This window comes from Paenibacillus taiwanensis DSM 18679 (assembly GCF_000425125.1).
GTDB lineage: Bacteria > Bacillota > Bacilli > Paenibacillales > Paenibacillaceae > Paenibacillus_B > Paenibacillus_B taiwanensis.
This window is the reverse complement of record NZ_KE384307.1, coordinates 538274-554817: the sequence shown is the minus strand read 5'-3', so window position 1 is coordinate 554817 and position 16544 is coordinate 538274. Positions and strand designations below refer to the sequence as shown.

At 47.0% G+C, this 16544-nt stretch carries 13 protein-coding genes, 1 tRNA gene and 1 other annotated feature; of the genes, 4 read left to right on the top strand and 10 right to left on the bottom strand.

Annotated features, from left to right (window positions below; all coding sequences use genetic code 11):
- Positions 1-20: 20 nt before the first annotated feature.
- Both H509_RS0116455 and H509_RS0116450 read right to left on the bottom strand, forming a co-directional pair.
- The gene (locus tag H509_RS0116455; RefSeq protein ID WP_028546047.1) at positions 21-440 is read right to left on the bottom strand and encodes a DUF350 domain-containing protein; all 420 of its coding nucleotides are present in this window, start codon (positions 438-440) and stop codon (positions 21-23) included.
- Positions 441-468: 28 nt separating this feature from the next.
- Positions 469-2826, bottom strand: coding sequence for an endonuclease MutS2 (locus H509_RS0116450; RefSeq protein WP_028546046.1), 2358 nt, complete (start codon positions 2824-2826; stop codon positions 469-471).
- Positions 2827-2982: 156 nt separating this feature from the next.
- Here H509_RS0116450 and H509_RS0116445 point away from each other — a divergent pair, with 156 nt between their 5' ends.
- Positions 2983-3345 carry a phage holin family protein gene (locus H509_RS0116445; protein ID WP_028546045.1) on the top strand — a complete coding sequence of 121 codons (363 nt, stop codon included), beginning with the start codon at positions 2983-2985 and terminating at the stop codon, positions 3343-3345.
- 237 nt (positions 3346-3582) lie between these two features.
- The gene (locus tag H509_RS0116440) at positions 3583-3960 is read left to right on the top strand and encodes a cupredoxin domain-containing protein (RefSeq protein ID WP_028546044.1); all 378 of its coding nucleotides are present in this window, start codon (positions 3583-3585) and stop codon (positions 3958-3960) included.
- A 59-nt stretch (positions 3961-4019) separates the two neighbouring features.
- Here H509_RS0116440 and H509_RS0116435 read toward each other — a convergent pair whose 3' ends face one another.
- The 5 genes from H509_RS0116435 to H509_RS28620 all read right to left on the bottom strand — a co-directional run bounded on the left by H509_RS0116435 (position 4020) and on the right by H509_RS28620 (position 12382).
- A complete protein-coding gene (locus H509_RS0116435) occupies positions 4020-4637 on the bottom strand; it encodes a CvpA family protein (RefSeq protein ID WP_028546043.1) in 618 nt (205 codons plus the stop codon).
- 13 nt (positions 4638-4650) lie between these two features.
- Positions 4651-7941: a cell division protein ZapA gene (gene zapA, locus H509_RS0116430; protein ID WP_028546042.1), complete on the bottom strand. Its 3291-nt coding sequence runs from the start codon at positions 7939-7941 to the stop codon at positions 4651-4653.
- A gap of 318 nt (positions 7942-8259) precedes the next feature.
- Complete coding sequence (pheT, locus tag H509_RS0116425; RefSeq protein ID WP_028546041.1) at positions 8260-10698, bottom strand: phenylalanine--tRNA ligase subunit beta; 2439 nt, start codon at positions 10696-10698, stop codon at positions 8260-8262.
- A gap of 33 nt (positions 10699-10731) precedes the next feature.
- On the bottom strand, positions 10732-11766 hold the full coding sequence (gene pheS / locus H509_RS0116420) for a phenylalanine--tRNA ligase subunit alpha (protein ID WP_028546040.1): 1035 nt from the start codon (positions 11764-11766) through the stop codon (positions 10732-10734).
- Positions 11767-11824: 58 nt separating this feature from the next.
- Positions 11825-12088, bottom strand: a binding site (T-box leader).
- A gap of 165 nt (positions 12089-12253) precedes the next feature.
- Positions 12254-12382 carry a hypothetical protein gene (locus tag H509_RS28620; protein WP_281169749.1) on the bottom strand — a complete coding sequence of 43 codons (129 nt, stop codon included), beginning with the start codon at positions 12380-12382 and terminating at the stop codon, positions 12254-12256.
- 118 nt (positions 12383-12500) lie between these two features.
- Between H509_RS28620 and H509_RS0116415 the strand changes: the two genes are divergently transcribed.
- Together H509_RS0116415 and H509_RS0116410 are read left to right on the top strand one after the other, a co-directional pair.
- Entirely contained in the window at positions 12501-13553 is a 1053-nt protein-coding gene (locus H509_RS0116415) for a mannose-1-phosphate guanylyltransferase (protein ID WP_028546039.1), read from the top strand.
- Positions 13550-14500: a GDP-mannose 4,6-dehydratase gene (locus tag H509_RS0116410; protein WP_028546038.1), complete on the top strand. Its 951-nt coding sequence runs from the start codon at positions 13550-13552 to the stop codon at positions 14498-14500. The genes H509_RS0116415 and H509_RS0116410 overlap by 4 nt, the downstream gene beginning before the upstream one ends.
- Positions 14501-14759: 259 nt before the next feature.
- On the opposite strand, the gene H509_RS0116405 is transcribed toward H509_RS0116410, so the two are convergent.
- From H509_RS0116405 to H509_RS25645, 3 genes are all read right to left on the bottom strand, one after another.
- A tRNA-Pro gene (locus H509_RS0116405) sits at positions 14760-14836 on the bottom strand.
- Between the two features lie 171 nt (positions 14837-15007).
- Complete coding sequence (locus H509_RS0116400) at positions 15008-15667, bottom strand: response regulator (protein ID WP_028546037.1); 660 nt, start codon at positions 15665-15667, stop codon at positions 15008-15010.
- Positions 15618-16502 carry a sensor histidine kinase gene (locus H509_RS25645; RefSeq protein ID WP_051287272.1) on the bottom strand — a complete coding sequence of 295 codons (885 nt, stop codon included), beginning with the start codon at positions 16500-16502 and terminating at the stop codon, positions 15618-15620. Before H509_RS25645 ends, H509_RS0116400 begins: the two co-directional genes overlap by 50 nt.
- Positions 16503-16544 lie beyond the last annotated feature (42 nt).

Here is a 16544-nt window from a genome sequence, read left to right as displayed (position 1 = left end):
TGAGTTCCATCTGTGCATCTTTATTTCAGACTTGCGCCAATAATATACGATAACGAGATCGATAAAATCATAGCCAGTAAGCCCACAGCACGATTATCACGTTGAATTTCCTGATCGAGCTTAAAATTCGGCATTAGAAAGCCGACCAGAAAGTAAGCAGCCAGCAGCAAAATAAAACCTAGAACAGCCCACTGTAGTGAAGCGTACAAAGAGTCATGGGCTTCTACGCCAAATCGGAATATGTTGCATATACCGAATATTTTGCCTCCCGTTGCCATTGCTACGCTGATGTTGCCCTTCTTGATTTCCTCCCAGCACTTATAAGGGGTCACCAATTCAAATATTGATAACAGAACTACAAGCGCTACACTTGCAACCGAAAAATAAGCGAGCATCTCAAAATACGGATTGCTCAACCATCGTTCAATCCATTGTTCCACTTTGTTCCTCCCATGAAGGCTTTGCCTGTTACTTCATTTCCGCAACGGTAATTCCAGCTCCGCCCTCGCCATAATTGCCAAGCCGGAAGCTCTTGACGTGTTTATGCTTTCGTAAAAACTCCTGAATACCAGAACGTAATACACCTGTGCCTTTACCATGAATAATATAAACTTGTCCTAAATTGCTAAGCAGCGCTTCATCCAGAAAACGATCAACCTCCATAATCGCCTCCTCAAGATTAGCTCCGCGCAAGTCCAACTCTGAGCGCACAGAGTCATCTCGTGTACGTGTCACGCTTGGACCCGCCTTTTGCTTCTTAACTGCTTCCTGCTTGGCAGCTGAGACAAGCTCCAGATCGTCTTTGCTGACTTTCATTTTCATAATACCCAGTTGTACGATCACATCGCTGCCCGTCATCTCCACCACGTGACCCTTCTGATTTAAGCTGTATACCATCACTTCATCACCAGGTCCAATTTGGCGCACCGTCTTCGGTTTTGTTACTTGGGCATTCAGTTTCTTGGCAGGAGCAGCTTCATCTAAACGTTTACGTGCTTCAGTAAGCTGATGATCCTTAACCTTAACACCTTCCAGAGCCAGTATCCTCAGTTCCGTAATGATATCGTCAGCTTCTCTGCGCGCCTTGTCCACGATAGATCTCGCATCCTCTTCCGCACGATCGATTCGCTTCTGCTTATCGGCTTGCAGCTTGGCATGCTCCTCTTCCAGCGTTTGACGCAGCGCTTCATAATCTTGTCTAAGCTTCTCCGCTGACTCCCGTTCAGCTTCCGCAGTCACACGATTTTGCTCCAAAGAAGCAATCATGTTTTCTACACGCATATCTTCTTCTGTCACTTCACCACGTGCATGTTCAATAATAGAACCAGGCAGTCCAAGTCGCTCTGCTATAGCAAAAGCGTTGCTTCGCCCTGGAACACCAATGAGCAAGCGGTAAGTAGGTCGCAGCGTCTGCACATCAAATTCCATACTCGCATTAATGACACCAGCACGATCATACGCATAAGCCTTTAACTCGGAATAATGCGTTGTTGCAACCATGCGGCATCCTGTCCGATGAATATGCTCCAGAATTGCAATCGCAAGCGCTGATCCCTCAGCAGGATCCGTTCCCGCACCCACCTCATCAAGCAACACTAGACTTTTAGGTGTCATGGCATGCAAGATTCGAATAATATTAGTCAAATGACTGGAAAATGTACTGAGGCTCTGCTCTATACTTTGCTCATCTCCGATATCCGCATAAATGGCGTCAAATACACAAAGCTCACTACCCTCATTAGCGGGTACAAATAAACCGGACATCGCCATCAAGCTTAACAGTCCAATCGTCTTGAGCGATACGGTTTTACCCCCCGTATTGGGTCCCGTAACGATTATCGTGGAATACTCTTTCCCCAGCTCGACATCAGTAGGAACGACTATATCACTTGAAATAAGCGGATGACGACCTTTTTTCAGCTTCAAATACCCATGATCATTCATCGTTGGAAGTGTCGCTTTCATCTCATGTGCATATCTGGCCTTGGCAAACATAAAGTCCAGATCCCCAACCAAATCCGTATCATACAACAGCATGTCTGTCTGTTCGCCAACCAAATCGGTCAAGCGGGACAAAATACGTTCAACTTCCCGCTCCTCACGCAGCTTGGTCTCACGAAGCTTGTTATTCATGGCTACAATTGACTCTGGCTCGATAAACAAAGTTGCGCCTGAGCTGGACTGGTCATGAACGATCCCACCGAAATGCGCACGATATTCTTGCTTGACGGGAATGACATAACGATCATTTCGAATTGTAACAAGCTGCTCTTGCAGCATCTTGGCTGTGCTTTGTGAACGGACAAGCGATTCTAACTTCTCCCGAATTCTTGTTTCCCCAATGCGGAGCTCACGACGAATTGTAGCCAGTTCAAAGCTGGCCTGATCCATCACTTCCCCTTGATCATCAATGCATTGGCGAATTTCATCCTCCAGTGATTTCTGGTCGCTGAATTGCTCTACTAATGAATTCAGCAAAGGAACAGGATTATCTTCATTTACAGAGCTAATGTAACGGCTTAATCGTCTACTCGCATGGATGAGCGATGAAATATCCCACAATTCCATCGGATTCAGCATCGCACTAATACGCGCACGCTTCAAGGCAGGACGTATGTCTGTAACGCCAGCAAATGGCGCTGCCCCCTTCAGCCGATCAACCGTATATGCCTCATCAGTTGCCTGCAAACGGTTCTTCACTTCATCCAGCTTAGAACTTGGCAGGAGGGCTAACGCCGCCTGCTCCCCAAGTGCAGTAGCTGCATGACGCACTAGACCGCTTAATATTTTGTTATATTCTAAAGTCTGAAATATTTTAACGTTCAAACGAAGTCACGACTCCTCTCGTTGAAATCATTATAGCCTAAGCTTTAAATAGTGGCTAATATTGTCGAAACATGGAATTAATGAACTTGCCGCATCAGGATACACTAATTGTTGCACAAACTGCACCCTTTATAAACGAACAAGGAGGTAAAAATGATGAGTTTTCTCGGTCATGTAGTCCGTTTTATCGTAGCAGCCATCGTACTTATGGTTACGGCTTGGCTTGTACCCGCCTTTACAGTAGGCGGTTTCTGGAGCGCATTAGTTCTGGCTTTAGTTATCGCGTTGTTCGGATGGATTGTAGAAGGCATCTTCGGCAAACGCGTAACCCCTTTTGGCCGCGGAATCGTTGGCTTTCTGGCTAGCGCCGTTGTTATCTATGTCGCTCAGTTCTTTGTCAGTGGCGTTTCCGTATCCATTATTGGTGCCTTACTGGCGGCGTTGGTCGTCGGATTAATCGACTTGTTTATTCCGATTGCTACTCCGTTTGAAGCTGGCCGCAGCTCTGATCGAGCATAACGGTTCGGTTTGTAGCTCAAACGATATGTTGTAATCGAATGCCGAAAGGATCAGCTATCTATTCATAACGCAAAACATAGCTGTAGCGTCCCAAAAGTCACATAACCGTCACATCTCACTTCGGTAAAACGACAGGAATTGCATTTTCCGTTGCGTATAGTTATCTTCATGACACTTACCAGTGTTCAAAATACACACGTAATAATGCGTCGTGAACTACGAGGAGGATTTGCAGTTATGAAACGACCTATTGCACTCGCTGCAGCTATGCTTGCGCTTGCATGCGTTATGGTTGCATGCGGAAGCAATCAACAAGGGAGTCCCACACAGGGAGCCGGCGAGCCTGCATTTGCGGCTAAAGAAATTATTATTAAAGCGACCAATTATAAATTCGAACAGCCTGAGTATCGCGTGAAGGCCGGTGAGCCGGTTAAATTCATACTTGAATCTTCCGGCAATCACGGTATCAAAATTAAAGATATCGGCCTTGAATTAACTCCGAATCAGACCAGCCAAGTGGTTACTCCTACACAAACAGGCACCTACGAATTCAAATGCACTATTATGTGCGGACCAGGCCACAAAGAAATGACAGCTAAACTCATCGTCGAATAACTAGCTTCTACAACAGTTCCCTAAGCAACAAGGGCCAATGTATGTACCTATGTATGCACCTATATCCACTGTGCCCATTGCATAGCTTGTGCGATTAATGAAGGGACCCATTCTCCTGTCTTATCCATCCATACCGAATGCCGCACCCATTCTTGCAGTGCGCCTGACGGCCAAGCTCTTAGCAAAATATAAGCGATACACCAAAAACAAACAAATTGTACAATACCAAGAAACGCCCCCATTATCCGATCAAATGTACGAATCGGCTTTACAGAGGACCATCTTTTCAGAGCGTATTTAAGCAGCCATAGTCCAGCCATTACAAACAAAAACAACATACAAAATGAAATCACGGCATGAATGAGCTGATCCCATGTCTGATTCAGGTCCGTCGGAGTCAGCGAAGTCATATCTGTCGAATCTATACTTCTTTCCGACTTAAATAGCCGTTTACGAACCCACGGCACAAAGTATGTATAACTTTTTGCGGCAATAATAAAAGCAACAACATAACCAAAGAGCGAAAGAGCTTGCGCACGCAAGCCTCTTATCGCTCCGATTATGATGCACATTATACAAACTGCAACAATTGTCCAATCCAACGTATTCCACGTGTGCAGCAAAGCTATAAACCACGTCCACGTTTCCATCCACTTGCTCTGTATCGTAGCGATCATCACTGATGCCTTCCTAACTGCCTTGTTCGATAAGCTCCAGCCATTCGTTAAACTCCGATTGAAGCTTGCCATATTCCTCTTTTAGCTTGTTGTACTCTTCCTCTATCTGCTGCGCCTTCGCTCGCTCCATGTCTCGCTCAAGCTGCGACAATCGGAACTGGTGCGACATCATCTCAAATTGCTCTTGAATAATCACCATTTCTTCCGAGCTTGCATCGGACACTAGCGTAGTCGATGCGGCTGCTTCGTCCAACGCTTGACGCAGCTCCGCCAATTCCTGACGCAGACGGCTTTCTTCAGCTAGGAGCTGTTCGTTCGTCTGCTCTGCATCTGCAATAACAGACAGATGACATGCTGTCTCTTGCTCTATTGTTTGTTTTTCCAACAACCATGCCTGCTCGCGCTTTTCCCATTGCTCCTGAAGGTCTGATTGCATTTGCTTGGACTGAAGTGTTTGCTCATCCACGCTTGTCATAAGACCCTTTATTTTGCCTTCATACTCTTCTTGGAACGCTCTTACACGTATTTCCGCCTGCTTGTTGGCTTCTGCTACTTTGATCTCAGCAGCAGCCTGCACCGCTTTTACTTGCTGCTCCGCTTCTTCTCCTGCAAGCTTCAACAGCGCATTAGCCTCTTCCTGCAATGCTTGGAATTGTTTACTCCGCTCAAGCTCCATCTCGTGCAGTTGTTTTTCAATCTCTTCCTGAACCGCCTTAATGTGCAGACTCGCTTCCTCTTTAGCCTCAAGTTCACGTTGAGTGGCTTCTTCAAGGGCATTCTGCAACTGCTGTACACGCTGTTCAGCATCTTTTAGGGCGTCGCCCACACGTCTGTTTGCCTCGCTCTCAATCGCTGCTATCCGCTCATCTGCTAACTGTTGTGCTGCTACAAGCTGCGCCTGCATCGTCTCTTCGATCGTTTGAATCCGCTCGTTTGCCGCTGCATTTGCCGCCTGCACCCGTTGATTTGCAGCTTCTTCTGATGCTTGCACCAACTCATTCATCATCGCTTCTGTTGATTGAATGCGCTCATTAGCTTCTAGTTCCATCGACTTCATCTGTGCTTCAAGTGACACCTCTGCATAGTGTGCACGTTCTTCAGCAAGTGCTTCCGCAGCTGCAACACGAGAATCAGCCAGCTCCAGTGCCACCTGAATCCGTTCATCGGCAGCAGTTTCCGCTGTCTGAATCCGGTCATGTGCATTAGCTTCTACTGCTTGAATACGCTCATTAGCAGCCGCTTCTACAGCCTGGATACGTTCATTTGCCTCAGCCTCAACCGCCTTAAGACGCTCAGTTGCTTCGGCTTCTACTAATTGAAGCAGTTCACCTGTTTCCGCTTCCGCCGCCTGAGCACGCTTGTCCGCCTCACGCAGCACTTCCTGCATCCGTTCGTTCGCCTCGGCCTCAGCCTGCTGCAAACGTTGATCCAGCTCCTTGCGGAGAGCGTTCAGTTCCTGTTCATGCATCACTTGCCAATCTTGCTTGAGAGATTCGGCTTGCTCCGCCATCGCCTTAGCATGAGTTTCACGTTCAAGCTGCAACATTTGAGCCAGATGCTCTTCCTGCTCTGCCTGCCACTGCTGCTTTAGCGACTGAGCCTGCTCCTCCAGAGCCATCGTATGGGCTTCACGTTCCGATTGCAAAATAGCATCGGACTCCAGTTGTGCTAGCTCCAGCTCTTCCTTGGCTTGAGCCTCAATAGCTTGCAGCAGTTCCAACTTTTGCTTTAGCTCAGCAAGCTGCTTGCGAGTCTGCCGCTCCTCTTGCTGTAGAGCATCACATTGCTCCTCCAGCTGCTTCTTGTCCAATTTGGTCGCTTCTTGCTCACTCGTTAACTGATTGCACTGTTCTTCCAGCTCTTGGATAAGCGCTTCATAAGTAACACGATCTTGTTTAGACTGTTCCACTGCTTCTATTTGTAACGTAAGGTTATCCTGTAATTGTTGTACTGTAGCCAAATGCTGCTCAGCTTCTGCAATAGCTTCATCTCTAGCACGCATAAGCCGCTCCATCTCGACTTGACGAGCACGATCCAGCTCTTCCGCTCTTCCTAGATGGCCCTCAAGCTGGCGAATACGGCTATCCGCTTGCTTTGACTGCTCTTCCCAACCTGCGCGCAAACGCTCTTCGTGGGCATCACGGGTCATCTTAAGTGTCTCGATAGCTTCCTCATGCAGTGCAGACATCGTTTCCATGTCCTCCTGATGACGAGCTTCCAAAGTCGCGGTCCGCTCCTCTAGCTGCTTATTAAGATTCTCTACGACACTTTGATGTTCTGCTTCCAATTCGGCAACGCGCTTAGATTTCAAGGCCAGTTCTTGCTGTAACTTCTCTTGCAACTCCTTTATTGCAGCACTGTGCTTGTCTTGTAGCTGCTTGACGATACTTTGGTGCTGTTCGCGCGCTTGCTTTAAGCTCGCATCGTGCTTTATCGTCGATTGTTTCATGGCATCGACATGTTTAGCCTCTGCTTGCTTTAAAGCCTCGGCCAACTTGGCTTCACCTTGCTTCGTTAACTCAGCTTGCTTCATTTCCGCCTGCTTAATTGCAGCGGCATATTTTGCTTCCGACTGTTGCAGCTCCGTCGTAAGCTTTAAAGAAGCTGTCTTCACCGCAGCCTCATGCTCACTCTTTAGCCTGTGCAAAGCCTGCTTATGATCTTCTGTCATCGCTTGAACACGAGCATGAAGTTCCTGCTCGTGCTCTTTTTTCTGCTTCTCCACTTGTTCATGTAAACGAACTAGCTTCTGCTCACTATCCTGAAGGCGACGCTTCAAATCCTGCTCACGTCCCGTGCACGCCTGAACACGGCGTTCAGCCTCCTTCACCTGCTCTTTCAGCTTCAAAACATGCTCATCAGCCGCTTTCTTCGCTGCTTGTTCCTGCTGCAATGCCGCTGTTGACCGCTGCTCAGCTTCACGAAGACGCTGAACCTCGTTATGGTTCGCCTCGCGCTCTTGCTTCAACTCTTCCTCATGACTAGCGGTCAGAGCTTGAAGCTGCGACTCTAAGCTTTGCTTAGAAGCTTCTGCTGCTTGCTTCTCTTTTTCGATCACTTGAATTTCATTCGCAAGACGTGCCTGCTCATCCTTAATACGCTGTACCTGCTCAGCGATGTGCACGGCGGACAACACCGCAATCCGTGGTATATCAAGCCGCGGATTCCCTTCCGCAATCGTTCTCATATGCTCATCCACAATAGCTGCAATATTCCGCATATATTCCTTGCTAGTTGTACCTACAATCTTATATTGTGTTCCATATATTTCAACAGTGACCCGGTGCTTGTCTGGTGAGGTCATTATACTCGTCCTCCTTCTTACTGTGAACGACAGCCGCATCCTTTGTGCTATCGGCGGCAGACCGCATGGTTATAACCATTCATTTGTAATTATTTCGATATAGTAAGCGCTTTTTCCTGCTCCTAGGCGCTGTCATTATCAGGCTTTAGCAGAAGTTTAGCTATATATCATCTTGGCGTATAAATAGGAAAAGGGCAACCCCTCCATTCCATGCGAGCGCGCAGCGGCGCTTGAAATGACGAGGTTTGCCCTATTTAACTTCCCATAACAATATGATATCGCTGTAAAGGTAGCGCATATTTATCTGTTATATTTCCATTATTTACGCAGTTCTGCACCTTGTGCTTCTAATGCAGCAACGACTTTACCGTGCAGTGCTGTAATTTCTTCATCTGTAAAGGTTTGTTCTGGATTACGATAGACAAGCGAGATGGCGACACTCTTTTTGTCTGCCGCAATACGATCACCTGTGTACACATCAAATACACGTACCGATTCCAGCCAAGCTCCTGCTGTTTCCTTCGCTATGTTCACATAATGACCAACTTCAGCCTTACGATCCAATACCAAAGCAATGTCGCGTTCAACTGCCGGGAAGCGCGGAAGCACTTGATACTCGATTGCAAAACTTGTCGTGTCAATGACTGGTTGCAGCAAAATCTCGGCCACATAAGTTTCGCCTAAATCCTTGCTGCGCTGGAGGTCTGGATGAATTTGCCCAATTGTACCGAGCAGCACTTCACCTGCATCTGTCTGCAAATAAATGCTGGCAGATCGACCTGGATGGAAACCTGCCGGACGGTCTGCCGCATAACGTACACGCCCTATAATGCCCAAGTGGCTGAACAGACTATCCAGCGCTCCTTTAATATCATAAAAATCTACTGGTTCGGCCTTTACATTCCATTGCGGCGTGCTGCGCTTTCCTGTCATCAAGAGGGCCAGCACGGTTTTCTCTTCTGGAAGCTCCGCAAGTGCCGCATCGTCGGTCACATAAATGCTGCCTACTTCAAACAGCTGCACATCCTCGTTCTTGCGATTGCGGTTGTAACCTGCTGTATCCAACAAGCCTGGTATAAAGCTTGTGCGCAATACGCTACGGTCTTCACTCATCGGCATCGCCAGCTTTACAGCTTTAGCGTTAGGCGATAACGTTGGGAACAGCTCCGTTTCCTGCGGGTGCGTAAATGAATACGTGATCGCTTCATGAAGACCTCCGCCTGCCAACAAACGGCGAATTTCACGACGGATACGTTGCGACTTAGTTAAATGTCCCGGTGTTGTCGCCCCTTCTATTGGTGTTGTTGGAATATTGTCGTAGCCGTACATACGCGCCACTTCTTCAATCAAGTCAACGGCAAGTGTAATATCGCCACGTCGAGCCGGAATTTGCACCTCAAACACGCCGCTCTCAGCTTCATTCCCCTCAAATCCAAGCCTTCTAAGGATCGAGTGAATTTCTGCCGCTGTAAGCGAAGTACCTAACATGCGATTCGTTTTCTCAACGGACAATTGAATCGTTTGGCGTATATGTTGTGTGGTCACTTTTTCCACGATGCCTGCTGCAACTGTACCGCCCGTCAACTGACGAATCAGTTCAGCCGCACGATTCAATGCAGGAATAACTGCTTCCGGATTCACTTCTTTCTCGATGCGAAGGGAAGCCTCTGAACGCAATCCAAGCTGACGGGACGCCTTCCTTACAACCCCACCATCAAATTTGGCGGATTCAAGCAGGATGTTTACTGTTGATTCTGTCACCTCAGAATTTGCTCCGCCCATCACTCCGGCAAGGGCTACAGGTTTCACACCGTCTGTAATGAGCAGCATTTGCGGGTCCAGCTTGCGCTCTTGACCGTCAAGCGTCACAATCGTCTCCCCTGCACGAGCCATCCGTACTTCAATATGCCCATTAGACAATTGATCCGCGTCAAATGCATGTAATGGCTGTCCATACTCGAGCATCACAAAGTTCGTTGCATCTACGATGTTATTGATCGGACGTACTCCGGCTGCTAACAAACGATTCTGGAGCCATAATGGCGAAGGTGCAATCTTAACGCCTGTAATGTAACGAGCTGCGTATCGACTGCAAGCCTCTGGTGCAGTAATTTCTATGGAAATATGGTCAGCTGCTGACCCGCCAGTTTCTTCTATCGTTTCATCAGGCAGCTTGACAGGACGATCCAAAATAGCACCGACTTCATAGGCCGCACCCAGCATACTTAAGCAATCCGAGCGATTCGGCGTCAGGTCGAACTCCAAGACATAATCATTAAGTTCCAAAATTTCAGCAATTGGTGTGCCTGATTGAACCTCTGCCGGCAGAACCAATATGCCTTCTTGCATTTCTTTTGGCAGCAGCTTGTCATTAAGGCCAAGCTCCTTCGCTGAGCAGATCATCCCTTGAGATTCAACTCCACGCAGCTTGGCGCGCTTAATCTTCATGCCATCAGGCATAACAGCTCCAATCGTTGCTACAGGGACTTTTTGGCCCGCATCAACGTTTTTAGCGCCGCATACGATTTGAAGCATGTCGGCTGCTCCTACGTCTACCGTACACACATTCAGCTTATCCGCGTCAGGATGCTTCTCCCTAGCCGTAACATAACCAACAACGATGTTATCAAGACCTGGATTTCGGTTCTCCACATGGTCTATTTCAATGCCTGCGCGTGTAATGCGCTCAGCTAATTGTTGAGCTGTTGCGCCAGTTAAATCGATATATTCAGATAACCATTTATAGGATACATTCATTATGATTTTTCCTTCCTTCCTCTAGTCCTCATACTACATCCGATCGAATTGCTGCAAGAAGCGGACGTCATTCGTATAGAAATGACGAATATCGTCAATGCCGTATTTCAGCAGTGCAATACGTTCTACGCCCATACCAAACGCAAAGCCGGAATATACTTCTGGATCATAACCACCCATCTCCAGTACACGCGGATGAACCATGCCGCAGCCCAAAATTTCGAGCCATCCAGTCTGCTTGCACATCCGGCATCCTTTGCCTGCACATTGTACACAAGTCACGTCAACCTCTGCGCTTGGCTCCGTGAACGGGAAGAAGCTTGGACGCAGCCGAATTTGCATGTGTGGCCCAAACATCTCGTTTACGAATTGCAGCAATGTCCCTTTCAAATCGCTCATGCGAATATTTTTGTCGATGACTAGACCCTCGATCTGATGGAACATAAAGGAATGTGTTGCATCATCATCATCACGACGGTACACACGTCCTGGGCAAATCACTTTGAGTGGCACTTCACCTTTCATCAACTCCATCGTCCGCACCTGAACCGGAGATGTCTGTGTACGCATTAAAATATCTTCCGTAATGTAGAACGAATCTTGCATATCACGTGCAGGATGGTTTTTAGGCAAATTAAGCGCCTCAAAGTTATAATAATCACTTTCCACTTCGGGACCTTCTGCTACTTGGTAGCCCATTCCAATAAAGACATCTTCAATCTCTTGAATAACTTTGTTTAAAGGATGGATAGCGCCACTTGTCAACTTACGGCCTGGAAGCGTTACGTCAATAAGCTCGGCTTGCAAACGGTGCTCCGTCTGCGCACGTACAAAAGCTTCTTGCTTCTCGTTAATAATATTCTCAATTGATCCGCGTACTTCGTTCGCGACTTGACCGATAATAGGGCGCTCTTCTGCGCTTAAACTGCCCATACCACGCAAAATTTCCGTGAGTTCACCCTTTTTACCTAAAAATTTAATGCGAAGATCGTTTAGCTGTTGTTCCGTTATCACTTCCTGCAGCAGATCCAGCACATTTTCGCGCAGTGCGTGTAAACGCTCCTTCATACATGTGTTCCTCCTTCATTTCCAATCCATATTCATACAAAAAAGACCTTTCCATCCGGTAAGGGACGAAAAGGCCGTGGTACCACCCTAATTAGATATCTGATACAGCATTAGTTGCTGCATCTGCATATCTCACTTCAAGCGATTATAACGGTTCGCGGCCGGGACACTCTACTTCTGAAGCCAACTCTAAACAGCTTCTGTTCAAGCTCCTGCTCCGGAGTGAAATTCAGCAAGTCCTAACTTGAAGGATACTCTCAATCATCGGCATCCTCTCCCTGGCAAGTGGCGCAAGCTTACTTATCTCCATCTCAGCATCATTAATGATTAACATAAATCAAGCTAACGTCGTCGACACATGTCATCATATGTCACCATGCATCAGACTAGTCTATATTATAGCCAGAAAATAAATTCTTTTGCAAGCCTCTTTCACGTAATTGAACTCCTTTTATGACTTAAAGAAACGTAACACGTGCTCTTGCCATCATTCTTCCTTTATCCAGCAGTAGCGTTTATTACGCGCATGCATAGCATAGGAGATAGGATGATATGCAGCTATATCCAGCATGGCATAGAAATTACTTTTTCCACTCCCAATCGTCGTATCTTTCATCTGTTGTCGGCACAAGTGCCGTTTCAAGCCAAATTCATTTGCACATACAATAGGTACTAAAATGGAGTAGAAATATGCACCGTTCTATTTTGGTCTACACGAAATGGGGTGAACCTCGTTGAACGTCGTCATCATGGCTGGAGGCCGAGGCACACGTTTCTGGCCAAGCAGCACAACATCGAAGCCCAAGCAATTTCTCCCCCTTCTCTCCAACAAATCGATGCTGCAAGAAACGTATAAGCGCTTTAGACAATGGCTTCCGGAAGATCGAATATTTGTAGCAACAATTGACGCTTATGTAGGACTCGTAAAGGAGCAACTACCTGAATTATCCACAGACCGACTTATTATTGAGCCTGTGGCCCGTGATACAGGCCCGTGCACTGCCCTCACTGCCTTATTCTTTCTTCATCAGGAGATGGACGATGTGATCGTTATGGTGCCGTCCGACCAATATATATCGGACTACCAACGATTACGAAACGCCTTGGAAGCGGCTGAACAAGAAGCGCTTCATAACCGCACCACCGTCATGCTTGGAATTGTGCCAAGTCGACCTGAAACTGGCTATGGTTACATCCGCACGTCGGAGTCGAGCAAACACAGAAAACTTCGCTCCGTATCTTCATTTATTGAGAAGCCCAGCCTCAGCGTCGCGGATGAACTTGTCAGATTACCTGGAACGTATTGGAATAGCGGTATTTTTGTATGGAGACCTTCTACAATCGCCCACTTGATGAATCGTTTTTGTCCTTCCATATGGAGCCCACTTTCAGAACACTATCCGCACACGGATACAATTTACTCCACTATTCCTAAGCTTTCAGTTGACTACGCCATTATTGAAAAAGCACCTAATTTGTTTGTTATTCCTGTCGATTTCGAGTGGGACGATGTGGGTACATGGAATTCGGTCCGCAGGCATTACGGCACTGATCCGTATGGCAATTTGCTAAACGGATATGTAAACTCGTTTCATGCAAAAGACAATATCGTCATTAGCGACAAACATACTGCTGTTATTGGCGTACGCGACCTCATCATTATTTCAACTGAGGATGGCCTGCTCGTCTGTCATCGCTCAGAGGAACAACGCATTAAGGAAGTTATTAACGAAAGCATGCATACCTGGGAATCACATCAACTTAAAGAGGTGAAACCAACCCAATGAAGGCTCTAGTAACCGGCATTTCTGGATTCGTCGGCAGTCATATGGCCGAATTTCTGCTGGACCAACAAGTCGAGGTCATCGGAACTATCCGCAACCGCAGCCGGATGGATCACATTGAGCATATTCAGTCCCAAATTCGACTGATTGAATGTGAACTCCGTGACCCGTTCTCAGTCGAAACGCTGCTCGCTGCCGAAAAACCCGACTACATTTTCCACCTTGCCGCTCAAAGCTTCGTACCTACATCATGGAATTCTCCAGTAGACACCATATACAACAACGTTGCAGGTCAGTTGAATATATTCGAGGCCGTAAGAAGGCTGGAACTACCCGCTAAGATCCAGATTGCTTGCTCTAGCGAAGAATATGGCCACGTCGAACCACATGAGACCCCCATAAGCGAAGACAATCCACTGCGGCCGCTTAGCCCTTATGCTGTAAGTAAAGCTGCCCAGGATTATCTAGGCTATCAATACTTTAAAAGTTATGGCATACACGTGATTCGCACAAGAACTTTCAATCATACGGGACCGCGTCGCGGCGAGCAGTTTGTAACCTCAAACTTTGCGAAGCAAATCGCAGAGATTGAGAAAGGAATTCGACCTCCCATCGTTTCTGTTGGCAACTTGCAAGCCAAACGCGATTTTACAGATGTGCGGGACATTGTACGCGCATACTGGGTAGGATTAGAAAAGGGAGAGGCTGGCGAATGTTATAATATCGCCTCTGGCACTTGTGTCACCATCGAAGAAATGCTGAATTTGCTGCTCAGCATGAGTACGATCTCTATCGAGGTGGTACCAGACCCAAGTCGGATGCGTCCTTCTGACGTTGAGATTTTGCTTGGGGATGCCTCGAAGTTTGAACGTCAGACAGGTTGGAAACCAACGATTCCGTTTGAGCAAACTATGTCTGATCTGCTAGGTTACTGGCGCGAGCGAGTCTAAGTCTATGCAGCGATTAGGGAACGCCCTGTCCCCAGAAGGTTTGCATGACCAAACACCCTCCCCCCCCCGCTAAACAGACAACGGACCTCAACTCCTCTTTAACGGAGGAGTGAGGTCCTTCTTCTCTTAGAGATGCGCTGCCATCGAAATCACCAAGTCAATCTTGGATGTATGAGTCATCCTCATTGCCATCATCATCGTAGCCTGCTCAAACGACAAAAAAACGTATCCCAAATGGAATACGTTGTGATGATCATAATGGTCGGGACGACACGATTTGAACATGCGACCCCTTGGTCCCAAACCAAGTGCTCTACCAAGCTGAGCTACGTCCCGTTATATGCGCCCTATTAAGACGACATAGATTAATATAACACACCTTAAAATGGCGCGCAATACAAATCAGGCACATATACGAACTTTTTTCCATCTTTCAGCCTTATTGTTCCTTGTCGTGCACTCACTATCTCATCTCTATTCGGTATAATAGCACTTGTCCTCTTTGTTTCACGCCAGTCCATTCTCAAACGCATAGCGGGTAAGCTGTACTCGATTGTCCAAATGCAGCTTCTGTAAAATATTTTTGAGATGATTTTTGACCGTATGCTCAGACAACGTCAAACGTAATGCAATCTCCCGGTTGGATTCCCCCTTCGCTACACGCTCCAATATTTCACGTTCCCGTGCTGTTAATGGTGAAGCGTGTACAGGACGAGTGCTTTGCTTGGGTGCAAACTCCTGCAACAAACGCATCGCCAACTCCTGCGACATAGGTGCTTCATCAATAGCAACCGCACGTAAATATTCATGCCATGCAGCAGGCTGCAAGTTTTTCAGCAAATAGCCTTGCGCACCTACTTTTAGCGCTTCAAATAAATGAGTGATGTCGTCCGAGACAGTGACCATGACAATTTTTACATAAGGAAACCTTTCCTTAATACGACGGGTCGCTTCCAATCCGCCCATAACAGGCATCGAAATGTCCATCAAAATTAAGTCGGGCATTAAATGTTCGGTTAAACTTAATGCTTCTTCCCCATTTACCGCCTCGCCAACGAGATGAAACAAAGGATCAATTGATAAAATATCATTAATACCCTCACGCGCGTGTGCATTGTCATCCGCAATTAATATGCGAAATCGCTGGTCTTGCTGCTTCGTGTTCATTCCAAGACATCTCCTTTCCCTTACGAATGCAAATTACGGTTTCCTCGTGCTGCCGATAGACGGACATTTGCCAACCCATGTTATGTATTCGATCTCTCATCATTTTCATGCCATATTTTCCTGGCAGGGAAAAGGGATCGTCCTTCATTCCCGCTCCATCATCTCGCACCTCACAATAAAACTGCTCATTCCCTCCCTCCGACAAAACTGTGACATGTTTGGCTTGTGCATGCTTGCGAACATTAGTTAAGGCTTCTCGTACACAGGAAAACAGCGTAATTTTCTCTTTTATCGTCATCTGCTCGTCATCGAGCCGCCAGTCTACTTCTGGTTCCCATTCCGTATCTACCCGCATTTCTTCAATCATCTGCATAAACGTATGGGTCCATGAGAAATCTGCCTCCTGTGGCGCAGCCTGCAAATTAGCTATCGCCTGCCTCACGTCATCATGTACGTGGTGTACCGTCTGCTTTAGTTTATCAAATTGAATTTGGCGCTCCTCGCCCTCTGCATGCTCTAGTCGATTAATTTTAACCGATAGCATAAACAACGATTGTGAAATTCCGTCATGCAGCTCTTGAGCAAGTCGCTCACGCTCCTCCAATTCAGCTTTTAATTGCTGCTCTTGTCGCAGCTTGCGCTGAGTCTCTTCTAATAGTGCAAATAGCTTCGTTAAGAAGATAGCCGACACCGCAAACACAATGATCGGTGCCAGTATATTACCGAGGTCCATCGACATATACGGAAGAAGGACAGTATGGCGTATGTACTCCCACAATCCAATCGTAATTGTTGGAATCCATAATATAAGCCTTTTAATCATGCGGTCGCTCATCACGCACCTCCTGTATCACATTTTCAAATTAAACGCTGGGCC